Origin of the sequence: Cupriavidus sp. 2SB (assembly GCF_005503625.1) — a bacterium.
GTDB lineage: Bacteria > Pseudomonadota > Gammaproteobacteria > Burkholderiales > Burkholderiaceae > Cupriavidus.
Window position 1 is genome coordinate 108,875 of record NZ_SCMX01000004.1, and the last position, 15,179, is coordinate 124,053.

Sequence of the window (15,179 nt, forward strand, 5' to 3'; positions counted from 1 at the left end):
GCGGGATCGATACGGACGTTGGCCCCGATATCTATGTCAGCGCGAATGTTACCCGGACGCGCTGAATCTGGAATGAAGGAACACCGCACCGAGCGCGCCGGGCACCACTTTTTTCAAGAACGGTTGGCAGGTTTCGCCATCTCGCGGGTCATGTAAGGTGAGACCCGTCATATCGACGGGTGCCGCCTGACTCCCGCGATGACGTCCAACCCTGCGTTTCCTGTCATTTCCAGACTATTTTCCGCTGTATTCGGCGGCTATCTGCTGGCTTCGTCGATTATCGTTGCCTCCGCCGCGCTGCTACCCGGCCAACGCGCCAGTGCCGTGATGGCGTCGAGCTTGTCAAGCTACGCCATCTACACCGCAGCGGTGATCTGGGCCTTCGCCGCCCGCACCACGCGCGGCGCCTGGTTCGGCGTGCTGGCCCCATCGGTATTGGTGCTGGCTGTTGCCGCCGTGGCCTGGATCGCGCGGGGGCTGGCATGACCGGCGGCTTCCGCCAGCGCATGGCGTGGCTGCATACGTGGGTCGGACTCTGGATGGGCTGGCTGCTGTTCGCCGTATTCCTGACCGGCGCCCTGAGCGTGTTCTACGAACCGATCACGCACTGGATGCAGCCCGAGCGCCAGACGGTGGCACGCCCTGCCGTCGATATCCCGCGCGCGCTGGCCAATGCCCAGCGCCTGTTGGCACTCAACGCCGCCGATGCCGGGCACTGGCAGATCGAGTTGCCGGGCGACGAGGACTACGCCGTTCACCTGCACTACGATGGCCAGCGTGGCCCCGAGATCCGTATGGACCCGGACTCGGGCGCACTGTTGCCGCCCGCCCGGGATACGGCAGGCGGACGCCACTTCATCACCTTCCACTACGAGCTGCACAGCGGCATGGTGGGCGTCTGGATCGTCGCCTTCTTCACGATGGCGCTGCTCGTGGCGCTGGTCAGCGGCATCGTCACGCACAAGCGCTTCTTTGCGGATTTCTTCACGTTCCGGCCGCGCAAGGGGCAGCGTTCGTGGCTCGACGCCCATAACGCGCTAGGCGTGCTGGTGCTGCCCTTCCTGTTCGTGATCTCGTACACGGGCCTGATCATCTGGTGGCCAGACACGATGCCGGCCGGCGTGCGCATGTTCTATACCGACCAGCGCGCCCTGTTCGACGAAATGGGTGGCGCGCACTTCCGAGAAGCCGCGTCAAGATCCGCAGGCACGCGGACAGGTACGCTGCCGAATCTGCCGGCGATGCTCGCGGACGCGCAAGCCAGGCTCTCGCGTGACAGCCAGGGCAACGACAGCATCGAGCGCGTATCGATCACGCACCCGGGCCATGCCAATGCCGAAGTGGAGTTCAGCGGCCCCTACCACTACGACGGCATCGACTTTGCCGCCGCGCGCCACTATCACTACGACGCCGCCACCGGCGCCTTCCGCTCCGCCGAATTCGACGACGAGATGGTGGGCAACGGCGACGCGCCAGCGCCGCTGATCGCCGGCTCCGTACTGCGATCGCTGCATCTGGCGCGCTTCGGCGGCACGATGGTGGACTGGCTCTACTTCCTGAGCGGCCTGGCGGGTGCGGGCGTGATGGCCACCGGCCTGCTGCTGTTCTCGGTCAAGCGGCGCAATCGCAAACTCGAAGAATTCGGCCGCCACAGCGCACGTGTCTACGACGCCATCGACCGCCTGAACGTGGCCGTCGTGGCCAGCCTGTGCATCGCGTGCATCGGCTTTCTCTGGGCCAACCGGCTGTTGCCGGTGTCGCTCGACGAACGTCACGAGTGGGAGATCGGCGCGTTCTTCGCGATCTGGCTGGCCGCCGCGCTCCATGCTGCGGTAACGCCGCCCGCGCGTGCGTGGCGGCTCCAGCTCGGCGGCGCAGGCCTGCTCTGCGTGGCACTGCCCGTGCTGAACGCGATCACCACGCCGTGGCATCTTGGACGCTATCTCTATCACGGAGACTGGCGGGCTGCGGGCGTGGAACTCGGCGCGCTGGCGTGCGGCGTGGCGCTGCTGTGGATCGCAACGTATCTGCGCCGCCGCCTGGGTACGGACGCGTCCGCACCCCGTCTTGCCACCGGAGGCCGCCGATGAGCGCCAACACCCTTCACATCGTCAGCGTACTCAGTGGCGCCGTGGCCGGCATGGTCTGTTTCGCGCTGGCCATGGACCGCCATTTCGAACGCGTCTATGGGCAACCTCCCGCCGACACCACCATTCGCGGCCTGCGGGTGGCGGCATGGACCTGTCTGGCCGCGCTCGCGGTGCCCTGCGTGCAGGGATGGGGCCTGAGCATCGGCGCCATCGTCTGGGTGAGCAGCGTGTCCCTCGGCGCGCTCGCCGCTACCTCGCTGCTCACGTGGACGCCGCGCCTGGTTCCGCTTACTGGCGCCGTGGCCGCGGCGCTGGGCTGTGGCGGATGGCTGTTAGCCGCCTGAGCCTGTTATCCGAATTTGCCGCCCGTAATTGCAGCCCGTATTTGCCGCCTAGCTACCCATCATGCAGAACATCAGAACCTCCCGTAAGACCGTCCGCCTTGCCTTCGGCGCGGCATTGTTGCTGGCAGCGGCCGGCGCGCTCGCGTGGTGGCAGAACGGCCAACGCACCAGCTACGACACCGCCACCATCGCCAAGGGCACCGTCACGCAAAGCGTCACCGCCATCGGCACGCTGCATCCGCTGAGTTATGTCGATGTGGGCGCGCAGGTCTCCGGCCAGATCACGCAACTGCACGTCAAGGTGGGCGATCAGGTCAAGAAAGGCCAGTTGCTGGCCGAGATCGATCCCAGCGTGCCGCGCGCCACGGTGGATGCAGGCCGCGCCGAGCTTGCAGGACTCAAGGCACAACTCGCCGAGCAGCAGGCGCTGCACTGGCTGGCCACGCAGCAGGACACGCGCCAGCGCAGCCTGGCCAGCCACGACGCCACACGCGAGGAAGACGTGCAGACCGCCACGGCCAACATGCGCGCCACCGCCGCACGCATCGACCGCCTGCGCGCGCAGATCGAGCAGACACAATCCACGCTGAACGGCGACATTGCGCGGCTGGGCTATACGCGCATCTACGCGCCGATGTCGGGCACGGTGGTCACACTGGAAGCGCGCCTCGGCCAGACGCTCAACGCCACGTACCAGACGCCCACGCTGCTGCGCGTGGCCGATCTTTCCACGATGACCGTCTGGACCGAAGTGTCCGAAGCCGATGTGCGCCGCGTGCGGCCCGGCATGCGCGCACGCTTCAACACGCTGGGCGCCAGCACGCGCAAATGGGAAAGCACCGTGCGCCAGGTGTTGCCCGCCCCGCCGCTTACCGCCACACCGGCCGCTTCCACGCAGACCTCGCAACCCGCCACGCCGGCCAGCAAGGTGGTGCTCTACACGGCCCTCTTCGATGTGGACAATGCCGACGACGCGCTGATGCCGCAGATGACTGCGCAGGTATCGTTCGTCGTCAACGAAGCGCGCGACGTGCCCGTGGCGCCGATGGTGGCGCTGCGTCCTGTCACCGGCAAGGAAGACACCTTCACCGCGCGCGTCATGGATGCCAGCGGACGCACACAGGAGCGCACCGTGCGCGTGGGCGTGCGCGATCGCCTGAACGGGCAGATCATTGATGGCCTGCGCGAAGGCGACAAGGTCGTGGTACGCGAGCGCCAGCCCGACGACGACATGCCGGGGTTCCGCCTGTGACCGAATCTGTGACCGATACCGATTCCACGCCCCTGCTGTCGCTGCGCGGCCTGCGCAAGCACTATGGCGGGCACGATGGCGCGCCGGCCACCGAAGTGCTGCGCGGCGTGTCGCTCGATATCCATGCCGGCGAGTTCGTCGCCATTGTCGGCAGCTCCGGCTCGGGCAAGTCCACGCTGATGCATCTGCTCGGCGCGCTGGACCGTCCTTCTTCCGGCACATATCAGGTAGCTGGCCGCGATGTGGCTGCACTCGACGCGGACCAGCTTGCGTGGTTGCGGCGCGAAGCATTCGGCTTCGTGTTCCAGGGCTATCACCTGATCGCAACGGAATCCGCGCGCGAAAACGTGGAAATTCCCGCGCTCTACGCAGGAACGCCCGCATCCGAACGCGAGACACGCGCCACCGCACTGCTGGCGCGACTGGGACTGGGACAGCGACTCGATCATCGTCCGGGCCAGTTGTCCGGCGGGCAGCAGCAACGCGTATCGATTGCTCGCGCGCTGATGAATGGTGGCCGCATCATCCTGGCCGACGAGCCAACGGGCGCACTCGATTCGCACAGCAGTGCCGAGGTAATGCAGTTGCTCGTGGAACTGGCCGATGCCGGCCACACCGTCATCCTGATCACGCACGACCGCGATATCGCCGCGCGGGCGCGTCGTGTGATCGAGATCCGCGACGGCGAGATCATTGCGGACTCCGGCCCTGCGCCCGTGGCCGACACCGCCGCACGCGCCGCCGAGGCATGGCCGCCGCTGTTTGGTACATCAGGCCAGTCCGATACACGCTTCACCGGTCTGGTTGGCGACCTGCATGAAGCGCTGCGCGCGGCGTGGCGCGTGCTATGGATCAACCCGTTCCGCACGGGCCTGACGCTGCTCGGCATCATCATCGGCGTGGCGTCCGTGATCGTGATGCTGGCGGTGGGTAGCGGTTCGCAGTTCCAGGTCATGAAGAAAATGGCGGTGTTCGGCGCCAACAAGATGTACGTGGCGGCCACACCGGCCACGAGCCGCGACCGCACCGGGCCACTGTCGCTGGCCGATGTGGAGACCATGCGCGAGATACCGAATGTCGATATCGCCATGCCGTATCTCGAAGGCTTCGCCATCGCGCGTCGCGGCAATATCGACCATCGCACCGAGGTGGGCGGCGTGACCACGCAGTTCGAGGCCGCACTTGACTGGCCCCTGGCCGCAGGCGTGTTCTTCGATGACGAAGACGAACGCACACTGGCCAAGGTGGCAATCATCGGCAAGCGCGTTCGCACAGCGCTCTTCGAAGACGGTACCGATCCGGTAGGCCAGACCATCCTGCTGGACAGCGTGCCCTTCCAGGTCATTGGCGTGCTGCAGGAGAAAGGCGCGCTGGCCGGCAACGCCGACGAGGACGACCGCGTGGTGGTGCCCTATTCCACGGCCAGCGCGCGCATCTTCGGCACGCCATATCCCACGTGGGTGGCCGTGGCCATTCGCAAGCTCCAGCTTGCCAAGCAGACCGAAGACGCGATCATCGACGCCATGGCCGTGCAGCGCGGCCAGCGCGATGTGCGCGTCTACAACCGTGCGGAATCGATCCGCGCCAGCGCGGAGACCGAACGCACGATGACGATGATGCTCGGACTGATCGCCGCGATCTCGCTGCTCGTTGGCGGCATCGGCGTCATGAACGTGATGCTGATGACGGTGCGCGAACGCACGCGCGAGATTGGCATCCGCATGGCCACCGGTGCGCGCCAGCGCGACATCCTGCGCCAGTTCATGACCGAGGCCGTGGTGGTCTCCGTCATCGGTGGCGTGGTCGGCGTGGTGGGCGGCACACTGGTCGGCATCGCGCTACGACTGGCGGGCATTCCGGCCATCCTTTCCCTGACGGCCATCCTCGGCGCGTTCGGCTGCGCCGTGGCCACGGGACTCCTGTTTGGCTACATGCCGGCCCGCAATGCCGCACGGTTGGACCCCGTGCAGGCACTCAACAGCGATTGAAGATTGATGATGATGTTCCTGCGCAAGACGGCGGCAATGGCCGCGCTCCTCTCGGCAGTATCGGGCTGTGCCACGCAGGCTGCCGATCCTGCTCCGCTACCCGTCACCCTGCCTGACGCCTGGCGCTTTGGTGCGGCAGGCGGACGCGATGCACTCAGCGCCGCGTGGTGGCAATCGCTCGGCAGCCCTGAACTCGATGGCTTTGTGCAGCAGGCCCTGGCCGATAATCCCGGACTCGCCGCCGCCGAAGCGCGCCTGCGACAGGCACGCGCCGGCGTGGTCATCGCTGCCGCGCCGCTCTGGCCGGAACTCAATGCCGAGGCCAGCGCGGGTCGCAACTACTATCGCTCCGATGCCGTGGGCACCACGTCCAATGATTTCCGGCTGGGGCTGGCGGCCAGCTATGAAGTGGATCTCTGGGGCGGCGTGCGCGCGGGTCGCACTGCCGCGCTGGAAACATGGCGTGCCAGCGGCTTCGACCGCGACGCCACGCATCTGGCGCTGACCAGTGAAGTGGCACTGGCATGGCTGCAAACCGCGAGCCTGCGCGAACGCGTGGTGATCGCCCAGCGTCTGACGGAAAACGCGCAGCGTGTGCTCGGTATCGTCGAAGCGCGCCGCGCTGCAGGACAAGCCACGTTGCTCGAACTCGCGCAGCAGCGTGGCTTCGTGGCGCGTCAGGCGCGTTCGGAAGCGCTGTTGCGGCAGCGCGCCAACGACAGCCTCGTGGCACTGGCCACGCTGCTGGGCCGTCCCGTCACGCAGATCGAGATGCAAACCGCATCGCTGAATGGTCTGCGCGCGCCGCTCGTCTCGCCGGACCTGCCGGTCACCTTGATGGCTCGCCGTCCCGACCTGGCGGCTGCCGAAGCACGGCTGGCCTCGGCGCAGGCCGATATCGCCGTGGCCCGTGCGCTGATGTTGCCGCGCCTGACATTGACGGCCAGCGCGTCCGGTTCTGCGGATCGTCCGCGCATGATGTTCGACCAGCCGGCCTACGCTCTCGCCGCTGGCCTGCTCGCGCCGATCTTCAACGCCGGCCGGCTGTCGGCGGGCAAGGATCGGGCCGAAGCTCGCCGCGAGGAACTGCTCGCCGATTACCGGGGTGCCATCGTCGCCGCCACGGCCGACGTGGAACTGGCGCTCAATACGATCGACGGGGTCGCCGCACAGCGCGAGAAGCAGGACGAGGAACTGAGGCAGGCACAGCGCGCGTTCGTGCTGGCCGAGCATCGCTACCGCGCCGGAGCCGAAACCTTGCTGACGCTGCTCGACACCCAGCGCACGCTGCACGATGCCGAGGATGCCGCTGCAACGTTGCGTCTGTCCGCTCTGCAGGCATCCGTGCTGCTGTACAAGGCACTTGGCGGCGGATGGCAGCGTCCGGTCTGAAGCAACAAGACAAACATGGCGTCTGTCACCTGCTTACGACACCGGCTGCACGGCGCTTGTGGCATCGGAACGATGGAATTAGAATGCAAATAATTCTCAATTACGACAGGCGCCTGACGCCGGTATCGTTACGTGCGCCATGGCCTTGGCTGACCTCAGCGCCCCATCCGCGGGGCATGCTTTCACATCGATCTACCGCAATCACCACAGCTGGCTGGTGAACATGCTCTGGCGCAAGCTCGGCAATGTGGACAATGCGGCAGATCTCGCGCAGGACACCTTCGCGCGTCTGCTGCTCGCGAACGATGCCTCGGCGCTGCGCGAACCGCGCGCCTATCTGACTACCGTATCGAGCCGCCTGGCCGCCCATCATTTCCGGCGGCTCGCGCTCGAACGTGCCTACCTGGATGCGCTGGCGCTGCAACCGGAAGCCACTGCCCCATCCCCCGAGACCCGTGCGCTGGTCCTCGAAGCGCTGACCGCCGTGAGTTGCGTGCTCGACCAGTTGCCGGCGCGCACGCGCGACGCCTTCCTGATGTCGCAACTCGATGGCATGACCTATCGCGAAATTGCCGAAGTGCTCGACGTCACGGTCAACGTGGTGCAGAAGGCGATGGGCAAGGCATTCGAACACTGCTATCACGCGGTGTACGGTTGAGCGGATGAACGCACCCGCCCCCACCGTTATCGCCCAGGCCGCGCACTGGATGGCCGTGCTGCAATCGGGCGAAGCCTCCGCTGACGATGAAGCGGCTTGCGCGCGCTGGCGCGAAGCCGATCCGTCGCACGAACTTGCCTGGCAACGCATGTCGGGGATGGGAGAACAGCTTCGCAGCGGGCTCCGGCACGTCCCGCCCGCAATGGCGCGCCAGACACTGGGCGCCGTCAAGAACCAGGCATCGCGCCGTCAGGCCATGAAAGCGTTGGCCGGACTCGGCGCGCTGACGTTGACGGGCGCCGGTGCATGGGTGGTGGCAGACCCGCTGCCGTTCGGGCAGATGATGGCCGATCACGCCACGCGCGCCGGGGAGCAGCGCACTGTTACCCTGGCCGATGGCACACGCGTCACGCTGAATACGGCAACCGCAATCGATGTCCGCTTCAGCGCCACACAACGCCAGCTCGTGCTGCGCGAGGGCGAAATCGAAATCGTCACTGCGCCCGATCCGCGTGGGCGTCCGTTCGAAGTGGCCACCCGGCTCGGCCGCATCGCGCCGCTTGGCACGCGCTTCACTGTGCGCGATGTCAACCAGGACGCGGGCCAGTCGCACGACAATCCCGTGCTGGTGGCCGTGACCGAAGGTGCGGTAGCCATTTCGCCCAAACTCGGCGGCACCACACTGCGCCTGCCAGCCGGTCAGCAGACGCGCTTCACGGCGACTGCCGTGGAGCCTCCGGCAGCGTTCGATCCCGCCAACGCCGCATGGCTCGACGACATGATCGTCGCCAGCGACATGCCATTGCCGCGCTTTATCGCCGAACTGGGACGCTATCGCCGTGGCATCTTGCGCTGCGATCCCGCGCTGTCCGACCTCACGGTATCGGGCGCGTTTCCGCTGCAGGATACCGACGCAGTGCTCGCGCTGCTGCAGGAAGCGTTGCCCGTGCGCACGCGTTCGGTGACGCGGTATTGGGTCACGGTGCTGCCGCGCTAGGCGGCGTTCAAGAATTTTTCATTTTCTTCGGCAGGTTTCTTCGATTCGCGGGTCAAGTACATAGCGACCTCTCTGCGGAGCCACGCAGGTCGCCGACACCCAAACACAGAGGAACACTGCACCATGCTTCATCGACTTCCCGGCCACGGATTTGCCCGCAAGCCGATCGTGCGCGCCTTGCAGGCGGCATTGCTGGCCATGCCCGTTGGCGGCGCGGCGCTCCTGCCCGCCGTGGCAATGGCCCAGGACGCCCAGCCGAGCGCCCGTTCGTACGCCATCGAGGCGGGTCCGCTGGACAAGACGCTGACACGCTTCGGCCGGGAAGCCGGCATCCTGATCGCTGTCGATCCCGCGCTCACGCAGGGCCTGCAAAGCGGCGGGCTGCAGGGCAGCTATTCCGTCGATGCCGGTTTGTCCGCGTTGCTGGCTGGACATCGACTGGAGGCCGTGCATGGCGCCAGCGGCGGCTATCGCCTGCGCCGCACGGAAGCCGCAAGCGGTGCCGTGGATGCCAGTGCGGGTGCGGGGTCCGGCGAAGGTGGCGTGATGCTCGCGCCCGTGACGGTCAGCGCGGCGGGATTACGCGACGGCGTAACCGAGGGCACCGGCTCCTACACCAGCGACTATTCCAGCACCGCTACGCGGCTCGGTCTCTCGCCGCGCGAAACGCCGCAGTCCATCAGCATCATCACCAGCCAGCAGATGCAGGACCAGGGCCTCACGCAACTGGCCGATGTGGTTGCGCAAACGCCCGGCCTGACCATCAACCAGAGCGGCAACCTGGGTTCGGATTCGAGCGCCATTTATTCACGCGGCTTTGCCGTCGAGAACTATCAGATCGATGGCGTGCCGCAACTGAACAGCAACTACAACTCGCTGTTCCAGTCGGCCGACATGGCCATCTACGATCACGTGGAAGTGGTGCGCGGCGCCACGGGCCTGATGAACGGCCTGGGCTCGCCCGCCGCTACCATCAACCTCGTACGCAAGAAACCCACGTCGACATTCGAGGCATCCGCTTCGGTGGAAGGCGGATCATGGGACTACCGCCGCGCCGAGGCCGACGTCTCCACGCCGCTGAACAAGTCCGGCTCCGTACGCGGCCGATTTGTTGCCGCGTATCAGGAGAACAACAGCTATATCGAGCGCCTGCACGAACGTCGCGAAATTTTCTATGGCGTAGTGGAAGCCGACCTGACACCGCGCACGCTGGCCACAGTGGGCTTCTCCTGGCAGAGCTTCGACCTGACCGGCCACGCACGCTCCGGACTGCCGCTGTTCTTTGCCGATGGCGGCACGACCAACTGGGCACGCTCCAAATCGGCAGCCGCGGACTGGGCTTACTCGTACCGCTCGAACCAGACGTTCTTCGGCTCGCTCGAACATCGCTTCACGAATGGCTGGCGCATCAAGGGCACGCTGAGCCACGACCGCAACACCTTTGACGAAGTGCTCGGCTACGCAGCCGGCGGCTATCCGGACCGCGCCACGGGCTCCGGTGTCAACCTGTGGGCATCGCGCTGGATGGGCAAACCCGAACAGACCTCGCTCGACCTCTACGCCACGGGTCCGTTCCAGTTGTTCGGCCGCACGCATGAACTGGTGGTGGGGACGACGCTGGCGCGTACCGTGTTTGCTGCGCCGACCTTCGGCGCGTGGTTCTTCGATGACTGGAGCAGCGCGGTACCGAACATCTATACGTGGAATGGCACGGACCCGGCCGCTCCGTACAACCCGCGCCAGGGCACCTATGACTTCTTCGAACAGACGGCCAGCGCCTACGCCACGGCGCGTCTGCGTCCGACCGATTCGCTGTCGGTGCTGCTGGGTACGCGGATCACTTCGTGGAAGAACGATACGACCCAGTCGTACCTCGACGGCTCGCCGTCGGAAAACAGCAACCGCTCCGAGCGCGGCAAGATCACGCCGTACGTAGGTATCGTCTACGACTTCAACAAGAACTTCTCCGCATACGCCAGCTATACGAGCATCTTCAAGCCGCAGTCGAACCGCGACGTCAACGGCGGCTTCCTCGATCCGCTCGTCGGCAATGGCTACGAAGTCGGCACGAAGGCCAGCTTCTTCGATGGCGCACTGAACGCCAGCGCCGCCGCGTACCTGGTCAAGCAGGACAACCTGGCCGTGGCATTGCCGGGCGTGCTGGCACCGGACGGCTCGCAAGCCTATTACGGGGCATCGGGCGCCAAGACCAAGGGCTATGAGTTGGAACTGTCGGGCCGCCTCGCCACCAACTGGCAAGCGTCCGCCGGCTTCACGCGCAACATCTCGTCAGACCGCGACGGCGCACCGCTGAACACCACGATTCCGCAAGACTCGTTCAAGCTGTTCACCACCTACCGTATCGCCGCCATCGGCAATGGCCTGACGGTGGGTGGCGGCCTGCGCTGGCAGAGCAGCATCTACGCCAACAACCAGGGCCCGCAGAAGGTGCGCTTCACGCAAGGCAGCTACTCCATCGTCGACCTGATGGCGCGCTATCCGATCACCAAGAAGGTGGCCGTCACGCTGAACCTGTACAACCTGTTCGACAAGAACTACTACACCAGCACCGGCTCGGCGTTTTATGGTTCGCCGCGTAGTTTCAGGCTGGGAGTTGTGGCGAAATATTGATAGCGCGAACCTGCAGGCTTGCCCCCGCTGCAGGTTTGCTCCCCTCTCCCATGAAGTGGGAGAGGGGAGCAAAACCCCCTCCTCGCATTACTCATTCACCGCTCCGGCATCACCCCCACATACCGCCCTCGTGGCCGTATCACCTGCCCCACGCCCAGTTGCTCCAGGCTATGCGCCAGCAGCCCCACGCTTCGCGCCGTGGCAAACAGTGCGAACGCCGCGTCATCCGGTAATCCGTAGTGCGTGACCAGCGCGGCCAGTGCCACGTCGATATTGGGTTGCAGGCCCGTCAGGCCGCTGGCTTTCTCGATAAAGCGCGCAATGTTTTCAGGCAAATCGATCATCGCCAGTAGCGCCGTGGCGCGTGGATCGCCATCCGGATAGAGGTGATGGCCGAAGCCGGCCAGTGGCACGCCTGTGGACAGGTGATGCGCGATCACGTGATCCTCGCCCTGCCGCTCCACCTCGTCGAACAATGCCTTGACCCGCCCTGAGGCATCGCCATGCAACGGACCCGAGAGCGTGGTCATGCCCGACAACAAGCACGCCGGGAGCGAGGCACCCGTAGACGCCGCGATGCGCGATGCAAACGCTGAACTCGTCAGTTCGTGATCGACGAGCAGCACCATGGCCGTCCGCAGGAGTTCGGCCACTTTCGCCGGTTGCTTCCAGCCTTGCGCGAATCGCAGATGCAGCGGCTGCGCGACCTTTGCCGCGCCGAATGCATTGGCGATCTTCCCCACCAGACCCTGCGCCTCCTGATGGAGCACCCGAGTCATGCGGCCATGGGTCGAATGTCCCGTCGCGGCGAGGCCCGCGAGCATCGTGAACGCAGCGACGCGTCCCGGCGTAGTGACGCGATCCGCGCACGAGAAATCCACGGGCTGCCCCGCGCTCCACAACAGTTGCGCCGCCTCTTCCACGCTGGCCGTCTTTGCCAGCGCCACCGCATCCTGCCCCCGGTAGTAGAGCCGCTCACGCAGGAAGGTCGATATCGAGGTGGGAATGCTCGGCTCCGCGCCGAACAGCGTATTGGTTGCCAGCGTCTCGTGCTTGCGGCCCGCCTGCTTGCGCCTGGCGAGCCCCGCCACATCCTCCGCACGATACAGGCTGCGGCGGGAATCAGATGGATCGGACATCACTTCGAGCTTGCCGCGACTCACATACGCATAGATGGTCTGCGGGCGCACACCCAGGCGGCTGCATACCTCATCCATCGAAATCCAGGAACTCATCCCATCACTCGCCAAAAAAAAGTTATGTTGATTTTATAGATCAATATTGCCTCATAAATCAAGTCATCACTACTATGTCCCTCAACGTGCAAGACGCCACGATCCACACGAGAGAGACATGAAGCCCCAGGTACTGCAGCTCAATCCCATCCTCATCCCGGCCGCCAACGAACAACTGGCCGCGCGCTATACCGTCCACAAGTTTTTCGAGATCGCCGATCAGGCAGCGTGGCTGCGCGAGCATGGCAGCGCCATCGAAGCCGTGATCACGGGCGGCCATACGGGTATCCAGCGGGCCATGCTCGAACAATTGCCTGCCCTGAAGGTGGTGGCGGTCAACGGCGTGGGCACCGATGCGGTGGACCTGGCGTACTGCCGCGAGCGCGGTCTGCCGGTGACTGCCACATTGGGCGCGCTGACCGAGGACGTGGCCGATCTCGCCATCGGCCTGCTGATTGCCGCGTGCCGCAACATCGCAGCGGGCGATCGATTCGTGCGCGACGGTCAGTGGGAACTGCATCCTCAGCCGAGCGCGATTCCGTTGGCGCGCCGCTTCAGCGGCATGAACATCGGCATCGTCGGCATGGGGCGTGTGGGCCGTGCAGTGGCCACACGCGCTGCAGCCTTTGGCTGCCCGATCCGCTACACCGACCTGCGTCGCATGGACGATCTCTCGTACGAATTCGTGGCCGACCTGCGCGAGCTGGCCCGTGCCAGCGACGCACTCGTACTATGCGCTGCCGCCGACAAGGCCGAAGGCATCGTCGATGCCGCCGTGCTCGATGCACTGGGTCCGCAAGGCTTCCTCGTCAACGTGGCACGTGGACGACTGGTCAATGAAACCGATCTGGTGGCAGCCATCGAAGGTGGCCGCATCGCCGGTGTCGGTCTCGATGTGTTCGTGGACGAACCGCGCGTACCGCAGACGCTGCGCGACTCCGACCGCACCACGCTGCAGGCGCACCGCGCCAGCGCCACGTGGGAAACACGCGGCGCCATGGCGCAGATGGTGCTCGACAGCGTGGCGCAGGCGCTTGCGGGCGAGCGTCCGGCCATGAGCCTGACCACTTGATACGTTGACGCGCACGGCACACATCAACATGACCGACTTCGTGTTTCCGCCCGCCGCACAGCCCTGGCTTCCCGTGGCCGATAGCACTGCGCGCTTTCCGCTGGCGCGCGTCTTTTGCATCGGCCGCAACTACCGCTGGCAGCCCGACGAACCCGCACCCACGGCAATGCCTGCGTGGTTCATGAAACCGGCCACGGCCATCGTGCCCGCGCAAGGCACGCTGCCCTATCCGCCCGAGACGACATCGTTCTGCCACGAGGTGGAACTTGTCGTCGCGATTGGCGAGGGCGGACGCGACATCGATCCTTCGCACGTGGAAGCCCGCCATATCTGGGGCTACGCCGTGGGGCTCGACATGACGCGGCGCGACCTGCAGCTCGAAGCCAAGCAAGTTGGCGGCCCATGGGAGCCTTCGAAGGCATTCGATGCTTCGGCGCCCTGCACCCCCATCGTGCCCGCGGCCGTCTGCGGACATCCGCGCGAGCGGACGATCCGGCTTGCGGTCAATGGCGTGGAGCGTCAGCGCGGCGACTTGTCGGGACTGCTGTTCCCGATACCCGAACTCGTGGCGATGCTGTCGCGCTCCGTGACGTTGATGTCCGGCGATCTGATCTTCACCGGTACGCCATCGGGCGTGGCCGCGCTGGAACCCGGCGATGTGATCACCGCCTGCGTGGCAGGCATCGGCGACCTGTCGATGACGGTGGGCCACTGACAACCTTGCAGAACATCCAGAACAAATTCAGGAGACACCCTTGAACACCCCTCGCAAGATCGCACTCGTTACCGGCGCCGGCAGCGGCGTTGGCAAGCTCACCGCGCTGGCCCTGCTCGACGATGGATGGACCGTCGTATTGGCGGGCCGTCGCGCGGAACCGCTGCAGGCACTGGTGGCCGATGCCGCCACGCGCGGCCAGACCGCCATGGCTGTGCCCGCCGATGTCACGAATCCCGAGAGCGTGCAGGCACTGTTCGACACCATCGAACGCGAATTCGGACGGCTCGACATGGTGTTCAACAACGCTGGCGTCAACGCACCCGCCGTACCCATCGACGAGCTGCCGCTGGAAAAATGGTTCAGCGTGATCGACACCAACGTCACCGGCGTCTTCCTGTGCGCACGCGCCGCGTTCGGCCTGATGCGCCGGCAATCGCCACAAGGTGGCCGCATCATCAACAACGGATCGATCTCGGCCCATGTGCCGCGTCCGTTCACGTCACCCTACACCGCAAGCAAGCACGCCGTGAGCGGCATCACCAAGGCGCTGGCGCTCGATGGCCGCGCGTTCAACATCGTCGCCAGCCAGATCGACATCGGCAACGCATTGACGGAGTTGTCCGAGCGCATGACGCGCGGTGTGCTGCAAGCCAATGGCACGACAGCACCGGAACCGATGATGGATGCACGCCATGTCGCAAACGCCGTGCGCCACATGGCATCGCTGCCGCTCGATGCCAATGTGCTGACCATGACCGTCATGGCGAGCCACATGCCTTACGTCGGACGCGGCTGACGCACC

13 protein-coding genes are annotated in these 15,179 nt (G+C 65.7%); 12 read left to right on the forward strand and 1 reads right to left on the reverse strand.

Translation table 11 applies throughout. From position 1 onward, the window contains the following. Nucleotides 1–198: 198 nt before the first annotated feature. The 9 genes from FFS21_RS03185 to FFS21_RS03225 all read left to right on the forward strand — a co-directional run bounded on the left by FFS21_RS03185 (nucleotide 199) and on the right by FFS21_RS03225 (nucleotide 11,352). Complete coding sequence (locus FFS21_RS03185) at nucleotides 199–486, forward strand: hypothetical protein (protein WP_137923489.1); 288 nt, start codon at nucleotides 199–201, stop codon at nucleotides 484–486. Beyond that, nucleotides 483–2,090, forward strand: coding sequence for a PepSY-associated TM helix domain-containing protein (locus FFS21_RS03190; protein ID WP_137923490.1), 1,608 nt, complete (start codon nucleotides 483–485; stop codon nucleotides 2,088–2,090). Before FFS21_RS03185 ends, FFS21_RS03190 begins: the two co-directional genes overlap by 4 nt. Further along, a complete protein-coding gene (locus tag FFS21_RS03195; protein WP_137923491.1) occupies nucleotides 2,087–2,434 on the forward strand; it encodes a DUF3325 domain-containing protein in 348 nt (115 codons plus the stop codon). The genes FFS21_RS03190 and FFS21_RS03195 overlap by 4 nt, the downstream gene beginning before the upstream one ends. A gap of 61 nt (nucleotides 2,435–2,495) precedes the next feature. Further along, a complete protein-coding gene (locus tag FFS21_RS03200) occupies nucleotides 2,496–3,686 on the forward strand; it encodes an efflux RND transporter periplasmic adaptor subunit (RefSeq protein ID WP_137923492.1) in 1,191 nt (396 codons plus the stop codon). After that, a complete protein-coding gene (locus tag FFS21_RS03205) occupies nucleotides 3,683–5,674 on the forward strand; it encodes a MacB family efflux pump subunit (protein WP_249359083.1) in 1,992 nt (663 codons plus the stop codon). The genes FFS21_RS03200 and FFS21_RS03205 overlap by 4 nt, the downstream gene beginning before the upstream one ends. 6 nt (nucleotides 5,675–5,680) lie before the next feature. Beyond that, nucleotides 5,681–7,066 (forward strand): efflux transporter outer membrane subunit, encoded by a 1,386-nt coding sequence (locus FFS21_RS03210; RefSeq protein WP_249359085.1) that lies wholly within the window; start codon nucleotides 5,681–5,683, stop codon nucleotides 7,064–7,066. 139 nt (nucleotides 7,067–7,205) lie between these two features. Further along, nucleotides 7,206–7,724: a sigma-70 family RNA polymerase sigma factor gene (locus FFS21_RS03215; protein WP_137923493.1), complete on the forward strand. Its 519-nt coding sequence runs from the start codon at nucleotides 7,206–7,208 to the stop codon at nucleotides 7,722–7,724. A gap of 4 nt (nucleotides 7,725–7,728) precedes the next feature. Beyond that, the gene (locus tag FFS21_RS03220; protein ID WP_137923494.1) at nucleotides 7,729–8,721 is read left to right on the forward strand and encodes a FecR domain-containing protein; all 993 of its coding nucleotides are present in this window, start codon (nucleotides 7,729–7,731) and stop codon (nucleotides 8,719–8,721) included. Nucleotides 8,722–8,844: 123 nt separating this feature from the next. Further along, nucleotides 8,845–11,352 carry a TonB-dependent siderophore receptor gene (locus FFS21_RS03225; protein ID WP_137923495.1) on the forward strand — a complete coding sequence of 836 codons (2,508 nt, stop codon included), beginning with the start codon at nucleotides 8,845–8,847 and terminating at the stop codon, nucleotides 11,350–11,352. A gap of 95 nt (nucleotides 11,353–11,447) precedes the next feature. Here FFS21_RS03225 and FFS21_RS03230 read toward each other — a convergent pair whose 3' ends face one another. Further along, on the reverse strand, nucleotides 11,448–12,587 hold the full coding sequence (locus FFS21_RS03230; RefSeq protein ID WP_137923496.1) for a citrate/2-methylcitrate synthase: 1,140 nt from the start codon (nucleotides 12,585–12,587) through the stop codon (nucleotides 11,448–11,450). 118 nt (nucleotides 12,588–12,705) lie between these two features. Between FFS21_RS03230 and FFS21_RS03235 the strand changes: the two genes are divergently transcribed. The 3 genes from FFS21_RS03235 to FFS21_RS03245 are packed head-to-tail and all read left to right on the forward strand — an operon-like array spanning nucleotide 12,706 to nucleotide 15,173. Next, on the forward strand, nucleotides 12,706–13,659 hold the full coding sequence (locus tag FFS21_RS03235; RefSeq protein ID WP_137923497.1) for a 2-hydroxyacid dehydrogenase: 954 nt from the start codon (nucleotides 12,706–12,708) through the stop codon (nucleotides 13,657–13,659). Nucleotides 13,660–13,687: 28 nt separating this feature from the next. After that, a complete protein-coding gene (locus tag FFS21_RS03240; RefSeq protein ID WP_137923498.1) occupies nucleotides 13,688–14,374 on the forward strand; it encodes a fumarylacetoacetate hydrolase family protein in 687 nt (228 codons plus the stop codon). Between the two features lie 40 nt (nucleotides 14,375–14,414). Next, nucleotides 14,415–15,173: an SDR family oxidoreductase gene (locus FFS21_RS03245; RefSeq protein WP_137923499.1), complete on the forward strand. Its 759-nt coding sequence runs from the start codon at nucleotides 14,415–14,417 to the stop codon at nucleotides 15,171–15,173. The last annotated feature ends 6 nt before the right edge of the window (nucleotides 15,174–15,179 follow it).